14 protein-coding genes and 2 tRNA genes are annotated in these 19,418 nt (G+C 67.8%); 11 read left to right on the top strand and 5 right to left on the bottom strand.

Going from position 1 to position 19,418, the window contains the following annotated elements; translation table 11 throughout:
* Positions 1 to 136: 136 nt before the first annotated feature.
* Positions 137 to 2,824, bottom strand: a complete 2,688-nt coding sequence (aceE, locus tag FHX60_RS13085; RefSeq protein ID WP_112775442.1) for a pyruvate dehydrogenase (acetyl-transferring), homodimeric type — start codon at positions 2,822 to 2,824, stop codon at positions 137 to 139.
* Positions 2,825 to 3,249: 425 nt separating this feature from the next.
* Here aceE and FHX60_RS13080 point away from each other — a divergent pair, with 425 nt between their 5' ends.
* Both FHX60_RS13080 and FHX60_RS13075 read left to right on the top strand, forming a co-directional pair.
* Positions 3,250 to 5,862, top strand: coding sequence for a PAS domain S-box protein (locus tag FHX60_RS13080; RefSeq protein WP_092313513.1), 2,613 nt, complete (start codon positions 3,250 to 3,252; stop codon positions 5,860 to 5,862).
* 159 nt (positions 5,863 to 6,021) lie between these two features.
* Positions 6,022 to 6,654 (top strand): response regulator transcription factor, encoded by a 633-nt coding sequence (locus FHX60_RS13075; RefSeq protein ID WP_012352577.1) that lies wholly within the window; start codon positions 6,022 to 6,024, stop codon positions 6,652 to 6,654.
* Between the two features lie 84 nt (positions 6,655 to 6,738).
* Here FHX60_RS13075 and FHX60_RS13070 read toward each other — a convergent pair whose 3' ends face one another.
* A complete protein-coding gene (locus FHX60_RS13070) occupies positions 6,739 to 7,419 on the bottom strand; it encodes a hypothetical protein (protein ID WP_112775440.1) in 681 nt (226 codons plus the stop codon).
* 159 nt (positions 7,420 to 7,578) lie between these two features.
* Here FHX60_RS13070 and folD point away from each other — a divergent pair, with 159 nt between their 5' ends.
* The 5 genes from folD to FHX60_RS13045 all read left to right on the top strand — a co-directional run bounded on the left by folD (position 7,579) and on the right by FHX60_RS13045 (position 13,897).
* The gene (folD, locus tag FHX60_RS13065; RefSeq protein ID WP_092313523.1) at positions 7,579 to 8,430 is read left to right on the top strand and encodes a bifunctional methylenetetrahydrofolate dehydrogenase/methenyltetrahydrofolate cyclohydrolase FolD; all 852 of its coding nucleotides are present in this window, start codon (positions 7,579 to 7,581) and stop codon (positions 8,428 to 8,430) included.
* A 116-nt stretch (positions 8,431 to 8,546) separates the two neighbouring features.
* Positions 8,547 to 10,631: a M3 family metallopeptidase gene (locus tag FHX60_RS13060; protein ID WP_183283590.1), complete on the top strand. Its 2,085-nt coding sequence runs from the start codon at positions 8,547 to 8,549 to the stop codon at positions 10,629 to 10,631.
* Positions 10,628 to 11,458, top strand: a complete 831-nt coding sequence (xth, locus tag FHX60_RS13055; RefSeq protein WP_181487010.1) for an exodeoxyribonuclease III — start codon at positions 10,628 to 10,630, stop codon at positions 11,456 to 11,458. Before FHX60_RS13060 ends, xth begins: the two co-directional genes overlap by 4 nt.
* Positions 11,459 to 11,567: 109 nt before the next feature.
* A complete protein-coding gene (gene hpaR / locus FHX60_RS13050) occupies positions 11,568 to 12,083 on the top strand; it encodes a homoprotocatechuate degradation operon regulator HpaR (RefSeq protein ID WP_183283589.1) in 516 nt (171 codons plus the stop codon).
* A 20-nt stretch (positions 12,084 to 12,103) separates the two neighbouring features.
* The gene (locus FHX60_RS13045; protein WP_183283588.1) at positions 12,104 to 13,897 is read left to right on the top strand and encodes a SulP family inorganic anion transporter; all 1,794 of its coding nucleotides are present in this window, start codon (positions 12,104 to 12,106) and stop codon (positions 13,895 to 13,897) included.
* 183 nt (positions 13,898 to 14,080) lie between these two features.
* Here the strand turns inward: FHX60_RS13045 and FHX60_RS13040 are convergent, their stop codons facing one another.
* Complete coding sequence (locus FHX60_RS13040; protein WP_018006788.1) at positions 14,081 to 14,344, bottom strand: DUF1488 family protein; 264 nt, start codon at positions 14,342 to 14,344, stop codon at positions 14,081 to 14,083.
* A gap of 227 nt (positions 14,345 to 14,571) precedes the next feature.
* Between FHX60_RS13040 and FHX60_RS13035 the strand changes: the two genes are divergently transcribed.
* Positions 14,572 to 14,647 (top strand) — tRNA-Lys (locus FHX60_RS13035).
* A gap of 79 nt (positions 14,648 to 14,726) precedes the next feature.
* On the opposite strand, the gene FHX60_RS13030 is transcribed toward FHX60_RS13035, so the two are convergent.
* Together FHX60_RS13030 and FHX60_RS13025 are read right to left on the bottom strand one after the other, a co-directional pair.
* Positions 14,727 to 16,115 carry an 8-oxoguanine deaminase gene (locus FHX60_RS13030; RefSeq protein WP_183283587.1) on the bottom strand — a complete coding sequence of 463 codons (1,389 nt, stop codon included), beginning with the start codon at positions 16,113 to 16,115 and terminating at the stop codon, positions 14,727 to 14,729.
* 138 nt (positions 16,116 to 16,253) lie between these two features.
* Entirely contained in the window at positions 16,254 to 17,162 is a 909-nt protein-coding gene (locus FHX60_RS13025) for a LysR family transcriptional regulator (RefSeq protein WP_112775483.1), read from the bottom strand.
* Positions 17,163 to 17,302: 140 nt separating this feature from the next.
* Here FHX60_RS13025 and FHX60_RS13020 point away from each other — a divergent pair.
* The 3 genes from FHX60_RS13020 to FHX60_RS13010 all read left to right on the top strand — a co-directional run bounded on the left by FHX60_RS13020 (position 17,303) and on the right by FHX60_RS13010 (position 19,383).
* Positions 17,303 to 17,378: transfer RNA gene (locus FHX60_RS13020), tRNA-Lys, on the top strand.
* 343 nt (positions 17,379 to 17,721) lie between these two features.
* Positions 17,722 to 18,702, top strand: coding sequence for a tripartite tricarboxylate transporter substrate binding protein BugE (locus tag FHX60_RS13015; RefSeq protein WP_092313541.1), 981 nt, complete (start codon positions 17,722 to 17,724; stop codon positions 18,700 to 18,702).
* 321 nt (positions 18,703 to 19,023) lie between these two features.
* Positions 19,024 to 19,383: a hypothetical protein gene (locus FHX60_RS13010; protein ID WP_183283586.1), complete on the top strand. Its 360-nt coding sequence runs from the start codon at positions 19,024 to 19,026 to the stop codon at positions 19,381 to 19,383.
* Positions 19,384 to 19,418 lie beyond the last annotated feature (35 nt).

Here is a 19,418-nt window from a genome sequence, read left to right as displayed (position 1 = left end):
ACGTCCGCAAGCGGCGAGATTACCTTCGCCGCCCGCTTCTGTCACGCCGCCGTGCCGCAAGGCGCCATCGGGATCATGCCCGGGGCGCCCGCGGCACGGCGCTGCCGTACTGCGGGGGTGGGTGCAGGCTGCCGGATCAGACCGACATCGGGTTGGGCTTGTTCGGGTCGAGGTTGTACTTTTTGATGGCCTCGGCGACCTTGTCGCGGCCGATCGCGCCCTCGTCGGCCAGCGCCTTGAGCGCGGCCAGCGTGACCCAGTAGCGGTCCACTTCGAAGAAGTGGCGCAGCTTCTCGCGCGTGTCCGAGCGGCCGAAGCCGTCGGTACCCAGCACCACGTAGCGGCGCGGCACGAACGGACGGATCTGCTCGGCGAAGGTGCGCACGTAGTCGGTCGAGGCGATCACCGGGCCGCGCGCCGACTTCAGCTTCTGCGTGACAAAGGCTTCGCGCTGGGTCTCGGCCGGGTGCAGCAGGTTGAAGCGCTCGGCGGCCTGGCCGTCGCGCGCCAGCTCGGTGAAGCTCGGGCAACCCCACAGGTCGGACTCGACGCCCCAGTCCTTCTTCAGCAGGTCGGCGGCGGCGATCACCTCGCGGAAGATCGTGCCCGAGCCCAGCAGCTGCACGCGCGGCGCGTTGCTGTTCTCGACGCCCTTGCGGAACTGGTACATGCCCTTGACGATGTCCTGCTCTACGCCAGCCGGCATTTCCGGATGCTCGTAGTTCTCGTTCATCACCGTCAGGTAGTAGTAGACGTCTTCCTGCTCGGCGTACATGCGGCGCAGGCCGTCCTGCATGATCACCGCCAGCTCGTACTGGAAGGTCGGGTCGTACGAGATGCAGTTGGGGATGACCGCGTGGAACACGTGCGAATGGCCGTCTTCATGCTGCAGGCCTTCGCCGTTCAGCGTGGTGCGGCCGGCGGTGCCGCCCAGCAGGAAGCCGCGCGAGCGCATGTCGGCGGCGGCCCAGCACAGGTCGCCGATGCGCTGGATGCCGAACATCGAGTAGTAGATGTAGAACGGGATCATCTGCACGCCGTGGGTCGAGTACGACGTGGCGGCGGCGATCCAGTCGCACATGGCGCCGGCTTCGTTGATGCCTTCCTGCAGCACCTGGCCAGTCTGCGACTCCTTGTAGAACATCAGCTGGTCATGGTCTTCCGGCACGTACTTCTGGCCTTCCTGGTTCCAGATGCCGACCTGGCGGAACAGGCCTTCCATGCCGAAGGTGCGCGACTCGTCCGGAACGATGGGCACCACGTGCTTGCCGATCTGCTTGTCCTTGAGCAGCGTGTTCAGGATCCGCACGAAGGCCATGGTGGTGGACACTTCGCGGCCTTCGCCGGTGGCCTTGAGCAGGGCTTCGAACGCCTTCAGCTCGGGCACCTGCAGGGCTTCGGCCTTCTGCCGGCGCGCGGGCAGGTAGCCGCCCAGGTTCATGCGCGCCTGGCGCATGTATTCCAGTTCCTTCGAGCCTTCCTCGAAGGTGATGTACGGCACTTCTTCCAGCTTGTCGTCGGCGACCGGGAGGTTGAACTGGTCGCGGAACTTGCGGATCGCGTCGACCGGCATCTTCTTCTGCTGGTGCGCGACGTTCATGGCCTGGCCGGCGTCGCCCATGCCATAGCCCTTGATGGTCTTGGCCAGGATCAGCGTGGGCTGGCCCTTGTGCTCGCTGGCGGCCTTGTAGGCGGCGTAGATCTTGTGCGGGTCGTGGCCGCCGCGGTTCAGGCGCCAGATGTCCTCGTCGGACCAGTCGGCGACCATCGCCTTCAGCTCGGGCGTATTGAAGAAGTGCTCGCGCACGTAGGCGCCGTCCTTGGCCTTCATGGTCTGGTACTCGCCATCCACGCATTCCATCATGCGCTTCATCAGCAGGCCCTTGGTGTCGCGCGCCAGCAGCGCGTCCCACTTGCTGCCCCACACCACCTTGATCACGTTCCAGCCGGCGCCGCGGAACTCGGACTCCAGTTCCTGGATGATCTTGCCGTTGCCGCGCACCGGGCCGTCCAGGCGCTGCAGGTTGCAGTTGATGACGAAGACCAGGTTGTCGAGCTTCTCGCGGCCGGCCATGCCGATCGCGCCCAGCGATTCCGGCTCGTCGGTCTCGCCGTCGCCCAGGAAGGCCCAGACCTTGCGGTCGCCGGCCTTGGCCAGGCCGCGGCTGTCCAGGTACTTCATGAAGCGGGCCTGGTAGATGGCCATGATCGGGCCCAGGCCCATCGACACCGTCGGGAACTGCCAGAAGTCCGGCATCAGCCACGGGTGCGGGTACGACGAGATGCCCTTGCCGTCGACTTCCTGGCGGAAGTTGTCGAGCTGGTCCTGGCTCAGGCGGCCCAGCAGGAAGGCGCGCGAGTACACGCCCGGTGCCGAGTGGCCCTGCACGAAGACCAGGTCACCACCGCTCTGCTCCGACGGGGCGCGCCAGAAATGGTTGTAGCCGACGTCGTAGAGCGTGGCCGCCGAGGCAAACGACGAGATATGGCCGCCGACATTGGTGTGCTTGTTGGCGCGCAGCACCATCGCCATGGCGTTCCAGCGGGTGTACGAGCGGATCCGGTGCTCGATGTCCTGGTCGCCGGGGATGCGGGCCTGCTGCTCGACCGGGATGGTGTTGATGTACTGGGTCTCGGCGTGGAACGGCTGGGTCACGCCGTTCACGCGGGCGTATTCGATCTGCTTGTCGATCAGGAAGGCGGCACGTGCCGGGCCTTCCGCGGCCAGCACGCCCTGCAGGGCGTCGAGCCATTCATGGGTTTCCTGGGGATCGGCGTCGTTGGCGCTCGAGGCGCCGAGGATCTGCTCTGGTACGGCGGACATGACTGTCTCCTGGGTGAATTCTTGGCTTCCGCGTCCGCGCTGGCAGCGCCGGACACGACTCAACGTATGACTCGCACCGACTTGCGGAGGATCGGCGCCATTGCCGCCTTGCATCGGGGCCGCCGCCGGGAAACCTGTTCCGGTTTCTCCGCGCGGCAGGCGCATGGCTACCGCCCGCATTCTTGGGTCGGACCGATTCTATGGAAGCCCAATGTCGAGCACAAGGGAAATTTTCAAATTGCGATATCGTTTTTTATAATGTGGAATTATGCGGCAGCGCACCAAGAATCACAGCCGAAGCCGCATGCCCCGTGCCTTCACCCTGCCAGCGCCGGCACGCGGCGCCGGGATTTCATTGGCGCTTTCCCCAAGCGACGCACCGCAATAATCTCGGTACACTGGTCGGTCAGCCGTCAATCCCTCCCATGCCGTTTTTCAACCGCCTCGACCGTCTTTTCCGCAGCCTGCGTGCCGCCATGCTTCCCTCCGATGCGTCGGGTACAGCCAAGGCCGCCGGCGGCGAGTCCGCGCATGTCCCGCATGCGCCGTCCCCGGCAGCCGGCCTGGGGCCGATCGAAGCGCTGGGACCGGACGACGGCGTCCCGGTGGCGCCGCCGCGCGGCCTGTGGTGGCTGCGCTGGCGCAACCTGGTCGCCACCAGCTGGTTCATGTTCATCCCGCTGGTTGCCATTGTGCTCTTCACCGTGGCGATGGGCGTGATCCTGTGGTCGCTGCACGAGACCGAACGCCAGCAGCAGCGCGACGCGCTGTACCGCGACGCGGCCTGGGCGCAGCAGCGCGTGCGCCTGTCGCTGCTGAGCAACCAGGACCAGCTGGCCTCGCTCGCGCGCGACATCGCCGCCGCGCAACTGGAGCAAGGCGCCTACCGCACCGCGGCGCAGGAAATCCTGCGCGAGAATCCCGAGATCGTCTTCATCAACTGGCTCGACGCCACCAAGCGCGGCCGCTGGTCGCTGCCGTCGACCTCCGAGTTCGCCAGCCGCCTGCGCGAGAACCAGGACCAGCCGCTCGAGCCCGAAGTGCTCGACACCTTCGACGCCGCGCGCGAGACCCAGCGCGTGGTCTACTCGCGCCCGCTGGTCAACGAGCGCGGCGACAGCTTCATGCTGATGGAAGTGCCGATCGTGCGCGACAACGAGTTCCTCGGCACGCTGGGCGCGCTGTACTCGATCAACGGCATCCTGACCCACCTGCTGCCGCCCGAGCTGACCGAGCGCTACCGCTTCTCGCTGATCGACAAGAACAACCAGACCCGCGCCAGCACCTCGCTGCGGCCGGTGCCGGGCAACGCGCTGTCGTACGAAGTGCTGCTCGACCCGCCGGGCCATTCGCTGTCGCTGCGCGCCGATGCCTACCCGCCGGCATCGAACCTGCCCAACAACATGCTGCTGTGGCTGGTGGTGGGGCTGTCCTGCTTCCTGCTGTGGAGCCTGTGGAGCATGTGGCGGCACACCAGCCGCCGCTCCGAGGCGCAGCGTGCGCTGCTGGCCGAGACCTCGTTCCGGCGCGCAATGGAAAACTCGATGCTGATCGGCCTGCGCGCGCTCGACCTGAACGGCCGCATCACCTACGTCAACCCGGCCTTCTGCCGCATGACCGGCTGGCAGGAAAACGACCTGGTCGGGCGCCTGCCGCCCTTCCCCTACTGGCCGCCCAACGACCAGCAGGAGATGCAGAAGCAGATCGACCTGACGTTGCAGGGCAAGTCGCCCGCCGGCGGCTACGAGATGCGCGTGATGCGCCGCGACGGCAGCAGCTTCTACGCCCGCATGTACGTGTCGCCGCTGGTCGACAGCCGCGGCCGCCATACCGGCTGGATGAGCTCGATGACGGACATCACCGAGCCCAAGCGCGCGCGCGAGGAACTGGCCGCCGCGCACGACCGCTTCACCACCGTGCTGGAAAGCCTGGACGCCGCGGTGTCGGTGCTGGCCACCGACAAGGCCGAGCTGCTGTTCGCCAACCGCTACTACCGCCAGCTGTTCGGCTGGGAGGCCGAGGGCCACGTCAAGCTGGCCGGCGACGAGCTCGACAAGGACCAGGTCTCCAGCGACAACACCGACTATGTCGATGCCTATGCCGGCCTGCCGGCATCGGAGCTGATGCCGTACGCGTCAGATGCGCGCGAGGTGTTCGTGCCCGACATGCAGAAATGGTTCGAAGTGCGCCGCCGCTATATCCAGTGGGTCGACGGCCATCTGGCGCAGATGCAGATCGCCACCGACATCACCGTGCGCAAGGCCGCCGAAGAGATGGCGCGCCAGCATGAAGAGCGCCTGCAGTTCACCAGCCGCCTGACCACCATGGGCGAGATGGCGTCGTCGCTGGCGCACGAGCTGAACCAGCCGCTGGCCGCGATCAACAACTACTGCATGGGCGCGGTGGCGCGGCTGCATTCGGGGCGCAGCACGCCCGAAGACCTGATCCCGGTGCTGGAGAAGACCTCGGCGCAGGCGGTGCGGGCCGGCACCATCATCAGCCGCATCCGCGGCTTCGTGAAGCGCAGCCAGCCGCAGCGGCGCGAGGCCGCGCTGCACGACATCGTCGCCGACGCGGTAGGCCTGGCCGACCTGGAGGCCACCCGCCGCCGCGTCACCATCCTGACCCGGCTGCCGGCGCCGCCGATGACGGTCTATGTCGATCCGGTGCTGATCGAACAGGTCCTGGTGAACCTGCTCAAGAACGCGGTGGAGGCCATGGCCGGGCTGCCGGCGATGCGCGCCGGCGGCGTGGTGCGGCTGCACGCGCGGGTCGAGGCCGGCGAGATCGGCGACAACGTCCATATCGACGTGATCGACCAGGGCCCGGGTGTCGACGAGGCCACCAAGGAGCGGCTGTTCGAGCCCTTCTTCAGCACCAAGTCCGACGGCATGGGCATGGGGCTGAACATCTGCCGCTCGATCATCGAGTCGCACCAGGGCCGGCTGTGGGTCGAGAACAATGTCGACGGCATCGGTTGTACATTCAAGATCATGCTGCCGCTGCAGGCGGCGCCGGCCGAAACCGTGGCCGAATAAGCAGAGCCCGCGCGCGCGGGCCACGCGCACCCTTGCGCATCATCGGATGCCTGGCGCCGGCCGCGCCGCTTCCCCTCCGACGTGGGGGGCCTGTCTCGCCACAGAGGGCTGCTGCCGGTTACACTTCGCAGCAATGAATTGTTGTCCCGAGGAGACTACATGACCGCAACGCCAAACCCCACGCCCCACCGCGGCGAGACCGTGTTCATCGTCGACGACGATGAAGCCATGCGCGACTCGCTGACCTGGCTGCTGGAGGGCAATGGCTATCAGGTGCGCAGCTTCACCAGCGCCGAGCAGTTCCTCGCCGCCTACGACGCCAGCCAGGTGTCCTGCCTGATCCTGGACGTGCGCATGCCCGGCATGAGCGGGCCGGAACTGCAGGAGCGCATGCTGGCCGAGCAGATCGACATCCCGATCGTCTTCATCACCGGCCACGGCGACGTGCCGATGGCAGTATCGACGATGAAGCGCGGCGCGATCGACTTTATCGAAAAGCCCTTCGACGAGTCCGAGCTGCGCGCGCTGGTCGAGCGCATGCTGCAGAAGGCCCGCACCGACCACTCCACCGCACGCGAGCAGCGCGCCGCCAAGGACCTGCTGGGCAAGCTGACCACGCGCGAGCAGCAGGTGCTGGAGCGCATCGTGGCCGGCCGCCTGAACAAGCAGATCGCCGACGACCTGGGCATTTCGATCAAGACCGTGGAGGCGCACCGCGCCAACATCATGGAAAAGCTCAACGTCAACACCGTCGCCGACCTGCTGCGCCTCGCGCTGTCGCGCAACAGCTGAGGGCCGCCGCCCGCCCTTGCCTGGTGCGGCCAAGGCCGCACCCGCGCCCCGTTGCGCCCTTCCCCGCGCCCTGGCGCACACCGTTCAGCGCCCGAGGTAATCCTCGTCGCGGAAGGTCACCACCCACTGTGGCCGATAGACCACAAACACTGCGACCAGCAAACCGGTGAGGAAGGCCTCGCCAAAGGCCAGGATCACGGCACCGAGCAGGGTGTCGGCAAGGCTCAGCGGCTGTCCCGGCATGGTCAGGTAGCGCCAGGCCGCCTGCGCCGCCCCCGCCCCCAGCGCGGCCAGTCCGGCGGTGAAATACCCGTGCCCCAGGATGAAGACGAACGGGTGGCGCGGCAGCAGGCGCCGCATCGCCGCCTGCAGGCCCGCCGAAAGCAGCGCCGGCAGCAGCGCCAGCCAGACATAGCGCACCCACAGCGCGGCCCAGTCGAACTGGCTCCAGCCGTGCCCGGCCAAGTACTCGAGTCCCAGCAGCGAGACCACGTCCGCGGCGAACAGCGACAGCAGCGCCAGCGGCAGCCCGAACAGCGTCACCATCAGCGTGGCGCCGAGCAGCTGGATCACCATGCCGCCTGCCAGCGTCGCGCGCACCGTCCACAGCAGCGCCACCAGCAGCATCGCGCCCAGCCAGGCATTCTGCAGCGCATCGCGGCGCAGCAGCCGCCAGGGGCGGCGCGTCAGCGCCCATAGCAGTCCGCACACGGACAGCAGCACCAGCAGCGGATCGGAAAGCGTCGAGGCAAGCGCGGTAGGCATGCGGCCGATGCTACCAGTGACGGGGCGGGGTGATCGCTGCCGGCGGTCAAGCTCAGTGCGACAGGCCTCGCGCAACCTTTATAATTCCGCCTTTGGCCCCTGCCGCGCGCCCGCGCGGCCCGGCGCTACCAACTTCTCGCCATCACCCCGCCTGCCTCCATGCCTGCCCAACTGATCGACGGCAACGCCCTTGCCAAGCAAATCCGCTCCGAAGCCGCCCAGCGCGCCGCCCGCCTGACCGAACGCGGCCACCAGCCCGGCCTGGCTGTGGTCCTGGTCGGCGAAGACCCGGCCAGCCAGGTCTACGTGCGCAACAAGGTCAAGGCCTGCGAGGACAACGGCTTCCATTCGTCGCTGGACCGCTATCCGGCCGACCTGTCCGAGGCTGACCTGCTGGCCCGCATCGACGCACTCAACCGCGATCCCCGCATCCACGGCATCCTGGTGCAGCTGCCGCTACCCAGGCACATCGACAGCCACAAGGTGCTCGAAGCGATTGCACCGGAAAAAGACGTCGACGGCTTCCACGTGGCCAACGCCGGCGCGCTGATGACCGGCGCCCCGCTGTTCCGCCCGTGCACGCCCTATGGCTGCATGAAGATGCTGGAATCGATCCAGTACCCGCTGCGCGGCGCGCGCGCCGTGGTGGTGGGCGCTTCCAATATCGTCGGCAAGCCGATGGCGATGCTGCTGCTGCAGGCCGGCGCCACCGTCACCATCTGCAACAGCAAGACCCGCGATATCGGCGCCCACACCCGCGACGCCGACGTGGTGGTGGCCGCGGTCGGCAAGCGCAACCTGATCACGGCCGACATGGTCAAGCCCGGCGCGGTGGTGATCGATGTCGGCATGAACCGCGATGACCACGGCAAGCTGTGCGGCGATGTCGACTTCGCCGGCGTGCGCGAAGTCGCCGGCTATATCACGCCGGTGCCGGGCGGCGTCGGGCCGATGACCATCACCATGCTGCTGATCAATACGCTGGAAGCCGCCGAGCGCGCCGCGGGCTGAGCGCGCGCCTTTGCCGCCGGCGCCCGATGCGCCACCCGGGGCACTGGAAAATCCACCGCCCCGGCCCCATCTGCGGGAATATTGCCTGACCAAGACCAGCCAACCGAGAACACGCCATGGACCACGCCGCCAACGCTACCAATCCGCTGCTGGACTTTTCCGACCTGCCCCGCTTTGCCGAGATCCGGCCGGAGCACATCAGCCCCGCGCTCGACGTGCTGCTGGAGCGCGCGCAGCAGGCCGTCGCCCGCGCCGAGGATCCCGCCACGCCCGCCGACTGGGCCAACGCCGTGCAGGCGCTGGAAGCCGCCACCGAGCCGCTGGGCCGCGCCTGGGGCGTGGTCAGCCACCTCAGCGCCGTCGCCGATACGCCCGAGCTGCGCCAGGCGCATGCCGAGAACCTGCCGCGCATGACCGAGTTCTGGTCGTCGCTCGGCCAGAGCCTGGCGCTGTATGAAAAATACAAGGCGCTGGCGGCGAGCCCCGAGTTCGCCGGCATGAGCGCGGCGCGCCACCAGTTGATCGAGAACGAGCTGCGCGGCTTCCGCCTGGGCGGTGCCGAACTGCCCGAGGACAAGAAACCCCGCTTTGCCGAGATCCAGGAGCAGCAGGCCCAGCTGTCCAAGGCCTTCTCCGACCACGTGCTGGACGCGACCAACGCCTACGCGCTGGTGATCGAGGACGAGGCACGCCTGTCCGGCCTGCCCGACGATGCCCGTGAAGCCGCCCGCCACGCCGCGGAAAAGGATGGCAAGGCCGGCTGGAAGTTCACGCTGCACTTCCCCTCCTACTTCCCGGTGCTGCAGTACGCGGACGACCGCGCCCTGCGCCAGACCCTGTACGAGGCCAACGTCACGCGCGCGTCCGAGCTCGGGCCGCAGCACGGCCAGGGCCAGGCCGACTGGGACAACACCGCCAATATGCGCGAGCAGCTGGCGCTGCGCCGCGAAGAGGCGCAGATGCTGGGCTACCAGTGCTATGGCGAAGTCTCGCTGGTGCCGAAGATGGCCGAGTCGCCCGCCGAGGTGCTCAAGTTCCTCGACGAACTGGCGGTCAAGGCGCGCCCCTACGCCGAGCAGGACTGGGCCGAGCTGAAGGCCTTCGCCGCGGCGGAACTGGGCCTGCCGGAACTGGCGCCGTGGGACGTGGCCTATGCCTCGGAGAAGCTGCGCCAGCAGCGCTATTCGTTCTCGGAGCACGAGGTCAAGCAGTACTTCCCGGAAGCCAAGGTGCTCGAGGGCCTGTTCGGCGTGGTGCAGAAGCTGTTCTCGGTGCGCATCGAGTCCGAGCCGGCGCAGACCTGGCACCCGGACGCGCGCTTCTTCCGCGTCAGCACTGCCGACGGCACCCTGCTGGCCCAGTTCTATATCGACCTGTATGCGCGCGAAGGCAAGCGCGGCGGCGCGTGGATGGACGATGCGCGCGGCCGCAAGGTGCTCGAGCACGGCGGCGTGCAGACCCCGGTGGCCTACCTGACCTGCAATTTCTCGGCGCCGGTCGGCGGCAAGCCCGCCTTGTTTACGCACGATGAGGTGATCACGCTGTTCCACGAGTTCGGCCACGGCCTGCACCACATGCTGACGCAGGTGGGCGAGCTGGGCGTGTCGGGCATCAACGGCGTGGAGTGGGATGCGGTGGAACTGCCGTCGCAGTTCATGGAGAACTTCTGCTGGGAGTACGAAGTGCTGACCGGCATGACGCAGCACGTCGACACCGGCGAGCCGCTGCCGCGCGCGCTGTTCGACCGCATGCTGGCGGCCAAGAACTTCCAGAACGGCATGATGACGCTGCGCCAGATTGTGTTCTCGTCGTTCGACATGCACCTGCACACCGACTTCGATCCGGCCGGCGCCACCTCGGTGCTGGAGCTGTCGCGCCAGATCAACGACCGCGTCCACGTGGTGCCGCAGCATCCGCTGTCGCGCTGGCCGAACACCTTCAGCCATATCTTCGCCGGCGGCTATGCGGCGGGCTATTACAGCTACAAGTGGGCCGAAGTGCTGTCGGCCGACGTCTACGCGGCGTTTGAAGAGGCCGCGCAGCTGTCGGGCACCGTGCTCGACAGCGAAACCGGCGCGCGCTACCAGCGCGAGATCCTGTCGGTGGGCGGCAGCCGCCCCGCAATGGACTCGTTCGTGGCCTTCCGCGGCCGCGCGCCGCAGATCGACGCGCTGCTGCGTCACGGCGGGATGGCGGCATGAGCGCCCTGGGACTGCCGGGCCAGGGCCCGCTGCGCATCGCCAGCTGGAACGTCAATTCGCTCAAGGTGCGGCTGCCGCAGGTGCTGCAGTGGCTGGCCGAGCAGGACCAGGCCGGCGCGCCGATCGACGCGCTGTGCCTGCAGGAACTGAAGCTGCCCGACGACAAGTACCCGCTGGCCGAACTGGAAAACGCCGGTTTCCACAGCATCTACACCGGCCAGAAGACCTACAACGGCGTCGCCATCCTGGCACGCGACGCGAGCATGCCCGGCCCCGTCGACGTGGTGCGCAACATCCCTGGCTTCGAGGACGCGCAGCAGCGCGTGATCGCCGCCACCTATGGCGACCTGCGGCTGGTCTGCGCCTACTTTCCCAACGGGCAGGCGCCCGACTCGGAGAAATTCGCCTACAAGCTGCAATGGCTGGAAGCGATGACCGCGTGGCTGCGCGAGGAAATGGTGCGCCACCCGCGGCTGGCGCTGCTGGGCGACTTCAATATCGCGCCGGAGGACCGCGACGTGCACGACCCGGCCAAGTGGGAAGGCCAGAACCTGGTCTCGCCGCCGGAGCGCGCCGCCTTTGCCGCGCTGCTCGAACTGGGCCTGGCCGATGCGTTCCGCAAGTTCGAGCAGCCGGAGAAGGCGTTCTCGTGGTGGGACTACCGCATGCTAGCGTTCCGGCGCAATGCCGGGCTGCGCATCGACCATATCCTGCTGTCTCCGGCGCTGACCGGGCAGTGCACCGCGTGCGTGATCGACCGGGTGCCGCGCACGTGGGAGCAGCCGTCCGACCACACCCCGGTGGTGGCGACGCTGCATTGCGGCTGACCCGGCGCGGCGTGCGTGCCCGCCGGTCGCACTGGCGCGTGGCGCGGGTTCAGGCAAGCCCGGGCAAGCCCCGCTCGCCGCGCCCGGCCGCGCCCGCTACACTGCGGGCATGAGCCCTCCCAGCCAGGCCATGTTTCGCCATCGCAATCTCCCCCACCTGCTGCTGCAAGCGCGCGAAGCGTTGCTGGCCGGCTTCCGGCCGATCCTGCGGCAGTTCGGCGTGACCGAACAGCAATGGCGCGTGCTGCGCACGCTCAACGAGCGCGGGCCGATGGAGCCCAACCAGCTTGCCGAGGCCTGCCTGATCCTGAGCCCCAGCCTGACCCGCATGCTGGCGGGCATGGAAGACGCCGGGCTGGTGGAGCGCACCCGCTCCGCCACCGACCAGCGTCGCCAGCTGGTCAGCCTGACCGCCGCCGCGCACGAAGTCATTGCCGGAATGGAACCGCTGATCGAGGCGCGCTACCAGCAGCTCGAACAGCAGTTGGGTGCCGAGCGGCTGGCCGAGGTCTATCGCGCGCTTGACGCCATGCTGGCCAGCCTGGGCCCGCAGCCGGCCCCCGCCCCATCCACACCGCCCGCCTCCGCCTTGCCGCCATCCGGGCGCGGCGGCGAAGCGGGCTAGCCCGCCCCCGTTCCTTGCCGATGCCCGCGCCGACCACCGGATCCCTGCTGCCGCGCCTGTTCCCATGGAGCCAGCGCGTCGACCCGACCACGCTGCGCGCCGACCTGGTGGCGGGACTGCTCGGCGCCGTGCTGGTGTTGCCGCAGGGGGTGGCCTTCGCCACGCTCGCCGGCCTGCCACCGCAATATGGCATCTACAGCGCGGTGGTGCCGTGCATCGTGGCGGCGCTGTTCGGCTCCAGCTGGCACGTCATGTCCGGTCCCACCAACGCCAACTCGCTGGCGCTGTTCGCGATGCTGAGTCCGCTCGCGTTCGCGGGCAGTCCTGCTTATATCGGACTGGCGCTGGCGGTCACCATCGTGGTGGGGGTGATGCAGCTCGCGGTGGGCACGCTGCGGCTGGGCTCGCTGGCCAACTTTATTTCGCCGTCGGTGCTGCTCGGCTTTACCTGCGGCGCCGCGACGCTGATCGGCCTGTACGCGCTGAAGGACCTGTTCGGCCTGTCGGTGCCGACCGGCACCAGCGCCTTCGGCGTGCTGCGCCACCTGTTCGAGCATGCCGGCACCATCAACTGGAACGCGGCCATGGTAGGCGCGGTCACGCTGGCGGTCACGCTGCTGTGCAAGCGGCTGTGGCGGCGGCTGCCGTTCATGCTGCTGGGCCTGCTGGCCGGCTACGGCGTGGCGCTGCTGCTCAACCAGTCTGGCAGCCACCAGGTCAGCGTGGTCGGGCCGATTCCTTCGGCGCTGCCGCACTTCCAGCTGCCGGACATGGACTGGCGCAAGCTGCCCGACCTGCTCGGCATCGCCGCGGCGCTGACCATCGTCGCGCTGGGCCAGTCGATCTCGATCGCCAAGGCGGTGGCGTTGCGCTCGGGCCAGCATATCGATGCCAACCGCGAGTTTATCGGCCAGGGCCTGTCCAATATCGCGGGCGGCTTTTTCTCCGGCTATATCTCCTGCGGCTCGCTCAACCGCTCGGTGCCCAACTTCGAGGCCGGCGCGCGCACGCCGCTGGCGAGCGTGTTCTCGGCACTGTGGCTGGTGGCGCTGGTCGCGGTCAGCGCCCCGCTGCTGGCGCAGATCCCGATGGCGGCGATCGCGGCGATGCTGCTGCTGGTGGCGTGGGGCCTGCTCGACATCGCACGGCTGCGCCGCATCTTCACGCTCAGCCGCACCGAGTTCGCGATCGCCATCGGCACCTTTGCCGCCACGCTGGTGATCCGGCTGGAAATGGCGGTGCTGCTCGGCACCGTGCTGTCGCTGGTGGCCTACCTGTACCGCACCTCGCGGCCCGCGGTGCGCAGCCTGGTGCCGGATGCCGACGACCCCGGCCGTCGCTTCACGCCGCTGGACGAGCTGCGCCGCCCGCAACCGGAATGCCCGCAGCTCAAGCTGCTGCGCATGGAGGGTGCGATCTACTTCGGGGCGGTGCAATACGTGACGGATCGCCTGCACTGGCTGCGCACCGTCAACCCCGGCCAGACCCACCTGCTGGCGATGACCAAGAGCATGAACTTCATCGACCTTGCCGGCGCGGAAATGTGGGAATACGAGCTGAGCGAGCGCCGCGCGCTCGGCGGCGACCTGTACTTCCACCGTCCGCGCACGCAGGTGCTGCAGACCTGGGCGCAGACCGGCTTTACCGACAAGCTCGGCGCCGACCATGTGTTCCCGACCAAGCGGCAGGCGCTGCACACCATCATCGATCAGCTGTCGCCGCAAGTCTGCGCGCGCTGTACCGTGCGCATCTTCGAAGAGTGCGCGTCGCGGCCGGGCGCCACGTCGGCGCCGGCAGCTTGCGCGCAACCATGAACGGAGCGCCCGCACAGGCGCGCTTCGCCACGGTCACGGCGGCAAAAAAAAACGGAAGAAACTGGGGACTGCCTGCGCCGGCGGCGCCGGCTGGCAAGCAAGGCCGGACGGCCTATGCTCTGATACCTGATTCCAGATGGGCGCCCGCGGCTTGCCTGGGGCTGGCCGGGGCATCCATCCGCATCAGATCGGCGCCACGTGGGCGCGCTTGACGACGATAGGCTGCGGCGCGCCCTGCTCGATCAGCACCACAGCGGCGCGTTCGATGGTTTCGCGGCCGGCGCGGAATGCTTCTTCAAGTGACAGCACCTGGTCGGCGCTGAAACCTTCCCACAGTGCTTCGCGTGTCACCACGCAAGTCACCTTCTCGCCATTGACAAGTGCCTGGAACAACAAGCCTTCGTTATTGATGTCGTAGCGCTCTTGCTCTTGGAATTTGATATCCATCGGTGCAGCCCTCCATATGCAAGTGGAGAAACATCCTAACATGGCTCCGGCAAAATCGTATGGGTAGAACCCTATGCGACAGGGTTCATTCGGAAGACCATCGCGACCGCCGTTCGGTTCCATCGGCCAACCCCTTCGCACGCGGGGCAGGTTCGCGCAGCTTGCCATGGCAATTGCGTCAGGCAATTGACAGCGCCGGAAATCATGCTAGAATCTCGTTCTTCGTTGGGGCGTTAGCTCAGTTGGTAGAGCAGCGGACTCTTAATCCGTAGGTCGAGTGTTCGAGTCACTCACGCCCCACCAGCGAATACAAGAAAGGCCGGAAGCAGCAATGCTTCCGGCCTTTTGCTTTGGACGCCACCGGCCGCGCGGATGCGCTGCGTCACGCGCCGACGCTGGCCCGCTCGAACAGCGTGCGCGCCAGCGCGCGATGCCGCAGCAGCACCGCTGGCAGGTCGGCCGTGAGCAGCTCGCCGTCGCGCACCACCTCCTTGCCATTGATCACGCTGGCCGCGACATTGGCCGGCGTGCAGAACACCAGCGCCGCCACCGGGTCATGGCCGGCGCCGGCAAACCCGGCCGACGACAGATCGAAGGCGACGAAGTCCGCCGACATGCCCGGCGCCAGCGCACCGATATCGTCCCGATTGAGCACGCGCGCGCCGCCCAGCGTGGCGATTTCCAGCGCCTCGCGCGCGCTCATCGCGGCCGGACCGTAGCCCACCCGCTGCAGCAGCATCGCCTGGCGCGCCTCGCCCAGCATATGCGCGCCGTCGTTCGACGCGCTGCCGTCCACCCCCAGGCCCACCGGCACGCCCGCATCGCGCATGGCACGCACCGGCGCAATGCCCGATGCCAGCCGCATGTTCGAGCACGGGCAATGCGCCACCCCGGTGCCGGTCCGGGCGAACAGCGCGATGCCCTCGTCGTCCAGCTTGACGCAGTGCGCGTGCCACACATCGTGGCCGACCCAGCCCAGGTCCTCGGCATACTGCGCCGGCGTCAGGCCGAATTTCTCGCGCGAATAGGCAATGTCGTTGTCGTTCTCGGCCAGGTGCGTATGCAGCGACACGCCGTAGTGCCGCGCCATCACCGCCGATTCGCGCATCAGGTCGCGCGATACCGAGAACGGCGAGCACGGCGCCAGCACCACGCGCAGCATCGCGTGGCGCGCGCTGTCGTGGTACTGCTCCACCAGCCGCTGGCTGTCGCGCAGGATCGCAGCTTCCTCTTCCACCACCACGTCAGGCGGCAGCCCGCCCTTGCTGCGGCCCACGCTCATCGAGCCGCGCGCGGCATGGAAGCGCATGCCCATCTCCTGCGCCGCGGCGATCGAATCGTCCAGGCGCGAACCGTTGGGAAACAGGTAGAGGTGGTCGCTGGTGGTGGTGCAGCCCGACAGCATCAGCTCGGCCATCGCGGTCTTGGTCGACACCGCGATCATTTCCGGTGTCAGGTGCGACCACAGCATGTACAGGTTGGTCAGCCACGAGAACAGCTCGGCGTCCTGCGCCGCGGGCACCGCGCGCGTCAGGCTCTGGTACATGTGATGGTGCGTGTTGACCAGCCCGGGCGTGACCACGCGGCCGCGCATGTCCAGCACCTGCGCGCTGCCGTCGTCGACCATGCGCCGGTATTGCGGCGGCAGCTCAGCGGTGGGGCCGACCCATTGCACCGCGGGGCCTTCTGCGACCAGCGCACCGTCGCGGATCTCGCGACGCTGGGCGTCCATGGTCACCAGGACGTCGACATTGAGGGCTATCAGGGTCATGGCGGAATTCCTTCTGTGAAGCGGATGGGATTGAGGGCAGATACGATCGCCGCCAGTCTACGGCGGCGCGATGCCGCGTCCCAAGCATAGAATTCCGAGCAGCCTGTCCACAAAAAGTGGACAGCCGCCGAGTCCGGCTCAGCGCGCCTGCGCGAACAGCATCGCCAGCGCGTCGCCGATGCGCTCGGCCATCAGCCCGGCCGCGGCGCTGAGCTGGCCGCCGGCGCGCGCCACCAGCGTCAACGTCTGGCCCTGCAGGTGGCGGTCGCGCAATGGCACGTACACCAGCGCCTGGCGCGCGCGCTCCTCCATCACATCGAGCGGGTTCAGCAGCGCAATGCCGGTCCCCAGCAGCACCAGTTGCCGGATCAGCACGGTCGAGGTCGATTCCGCCACCGGCGAGACCTCGATCGCATTGCGCGCAAACGCCGCATCGAGGATGCCGCGGATCGACAGGGAAGGTGCCGGCAGGATCAGCGGATAGCCGACGCACTCGCTCAGCAGCACCGATGGCCGCGCCGCCAGCGCATGGCCAGGCGGCACCACCGCGCCGATCTGCCAGTCGCTGCTGGCCAGCGCACGAAAGGCCGGCAGTTCCGGCAGGTCATAGCCCAAGCCGAGGTCGGCATCGCCCTGCTCCACCGCCGCCACGATGTCAGCCACCGGCAGGTCGTTGACGCGCACGACGATGCCCGGATAGCGCTGGCGGAAGTCATGCACCAGCGACGGCATCAGCGAGCCCGCCAGGCCCGCCGTCACCGCCACCGTGACCTCGCCCCGGCGCGCGCCCTTGAAGTCCTCGATACGCTCGCGCAGCGCGTCGTGCTCGCGCAGCGTCTGGCGGACGTGGGCCAGCACCATCTCGCCCAGCGGCGTCAGGCGCAGGCGCTTGTTGATGCGCTCGAACAGCGGCGCGCCCAGTTCGGCCTCCAGGTCGAGGATCTGCCGGTTGACCGCGGTCGGCGCCACGTGCAGGTGTTCGGCCGCCTTGCGGATGGAACCGCGGCGGACGACCTCGTCGAGATAGCGTAGAACTCTGGCGTGCATGGAGCTGGCAAACAGGTGGGTGCGGTGCCGGCGCGGAGGCGCATGACGGCGGCCTGCATTGTAGCGGCCAGGCACCGTAAAAAATGCCGCAAAGGCTATTGCGCCGCATCCGATACCTTGCTACAATCTTTTTCTTCGTTGGGGCGTTAGCTCAGTTGGTAGAGCAGCGGACTCTTAATCCGTAGGTCGAGTGTTCGAGTCACTCACGCCCCACCAGCGAATTCAGAAAAAGCCGGAAGCCTTGCTTCCGGCTTTTTGCTTTTGCGCTTGCCTCCATCCAGGCCACGCGCGCGATCGGCAGCGCAGCCCGATTCTTGATACGCGGGTTCTCACCAATTCCCCTGCAGGCGCTTTCCCGGTTGAATCGCTCCCGCGCCATTGTGGAACATAGTTCCGTATCGCGGAACTATCGCAAGGCGCCGGCCGTACCGCATCCCGGCACGGCCCGGTCATGCCAGCCCGGGAAACCCTGACAGCGCGGGCGCCGGATCCGTAGCCGATCCGCGGACACGCCTGCAGCCTGGCTGGCGAATCAGTGAAAGAAGAATGGAGGCCCTCCTTGAAAGCAGTCCTTAACGCCGGCGCAGCCGCATGCATCGCGGCCCTCGGCCTGGCCCACGCCGGCCTGGCGCACGCCCAGTCCTACCCTGCCAAGCCGATCCGCCTGATCGTGCCGTTCGCGGCCGGCGGCACCACCGATATCGTGGCGCGCGCGGTGTCCGACGGCCTGGGCCGTGAACTGGGCCAGCCGGTGGTGGTGGAAAACCGCGGCGGCGGCGGCGGCGCCATCGGTGCCGATGCGCTCGCCAAGTCGGCGCCGGACGGCTACACCCTGGGCATCGCCACGGTCAGCACCATGGCGACCAACCCGGCCACCAACCCCAAGAACCCGTACGATCCGCTCAAGGACTTCGCGCCGATCACCAACCTGGTCAACGTGCCCAACGTGCTGACGGTGAATCCGAAGGTTCCGGCCAAGACCCTGAAGGAATTCGTGGCGATGCTGAAGGCCAACCCGGGCAAGTACAGCTACGCCTCGGCCGGCAAGGGCAGCATCTCGCACCTGGATGGGGAGTTGTTCAAGGACATCACCCAGACCGACATGGTCCACATCCCCTACCGCGGATCGGGCCCGGCGCTGAACGACACGCTGGCCGGCCAGGTCAACGCCCAGTTCGACAACCTGCCGTCGTCGATGCCGCATATCCAGGCCGGCAAGCTGCGCGCGCTGGCGGTGGCGGCGCCCAAGCGCGTCGAAGGCCTGCCCGACGTGCCGACCTTTGCCGAAGCCGGCATGAAGGACATGAACAACATGGCCTGGTACGGCCTGGTGGCCCCGGCCGGCACGCCGGCGGCGATCATCACGCGCGTGCATGATGCCGCGGTCAAGGCGCTGCAGGATCCCAACGTCAAGCGCCGCCTGGCCGACAGCGGGGCCTACACCGACGGCAACACGCCGCAGCAATACGCCACGCAGATCAAGCGCGAACTGGACCTGCGCAAGAAGATCGCGCGCGACCAGAACATCACGCTGGAATAAGCTGGCCAGGCGGCGCGAGCCGCCTGCCGAATTGGAAACCGGCTGCCACGGCAGCCGGTTTTTTTATGCGCGGCCTCCGAAAATGCCCGGCGCGCCACTCAGATTATTCCTATTGCGCGCGCGTTTGATCCCGCGCAGCACGCCGGCCGTGTCGGTAACGTTCAATACGTCTAGAAGAAACTTTCACTTTGCGGACATGCGCCGACTCGGTACATTTACCGGGTGCTCCGCAACAAGCGCCGGCAGTCGACCGGCCAACGTCCGGCCCCAAACCGGTTTCGCGCAGGCGCTGCGCGACCGTCATTCGCGAGGATTAACAAGATGCTGAAGAAGTCCGTTCCGATCCTGATCGTTGCAGCACTGGCCGCGCTCGGCGCGACCCAGGTGCATGCGCAGAAGAACTACACCGACGGCGGCGATCTCTACAGCGGCAGCCACACCAAGAAAGCCGGCCCGAACCAGAGCGCGGCCAAGTCCGGCAAGTTCGACCCGTACACCGACGGCGCCAAGCAATCGACCAAGTCGGAGCTGACCAACTCGGGCAAGAAGTTCGATCCGAACACCGATGGCGCCAAGTCCGGCAAGTTCGATCCGTACACCGACGGCGCCAAGGCCGGCAAGGCCGATCCCTATACCGACGGCGCCAAGGCGCCCGCCAGCCAGGGCACCAAGGCGCAGTAACACCGCCCTCGCCCGGTCCCACAGCCCGCCTGCGC

Source organism: Cupriavidus alkaliphilus (assembly GCF_014191175.1).
GTDB lineage: Bacteria > Pseudomonadota > Gammaproteobacteria > Burkholderiales > Burkholderiaceae > Cupriavidus > Cupriavidus alkaliphilus.
Note: the sequence above shows the minus strand (reverse complement) of the source record. Positions and strands in the feature narration are given on the sequence as shown.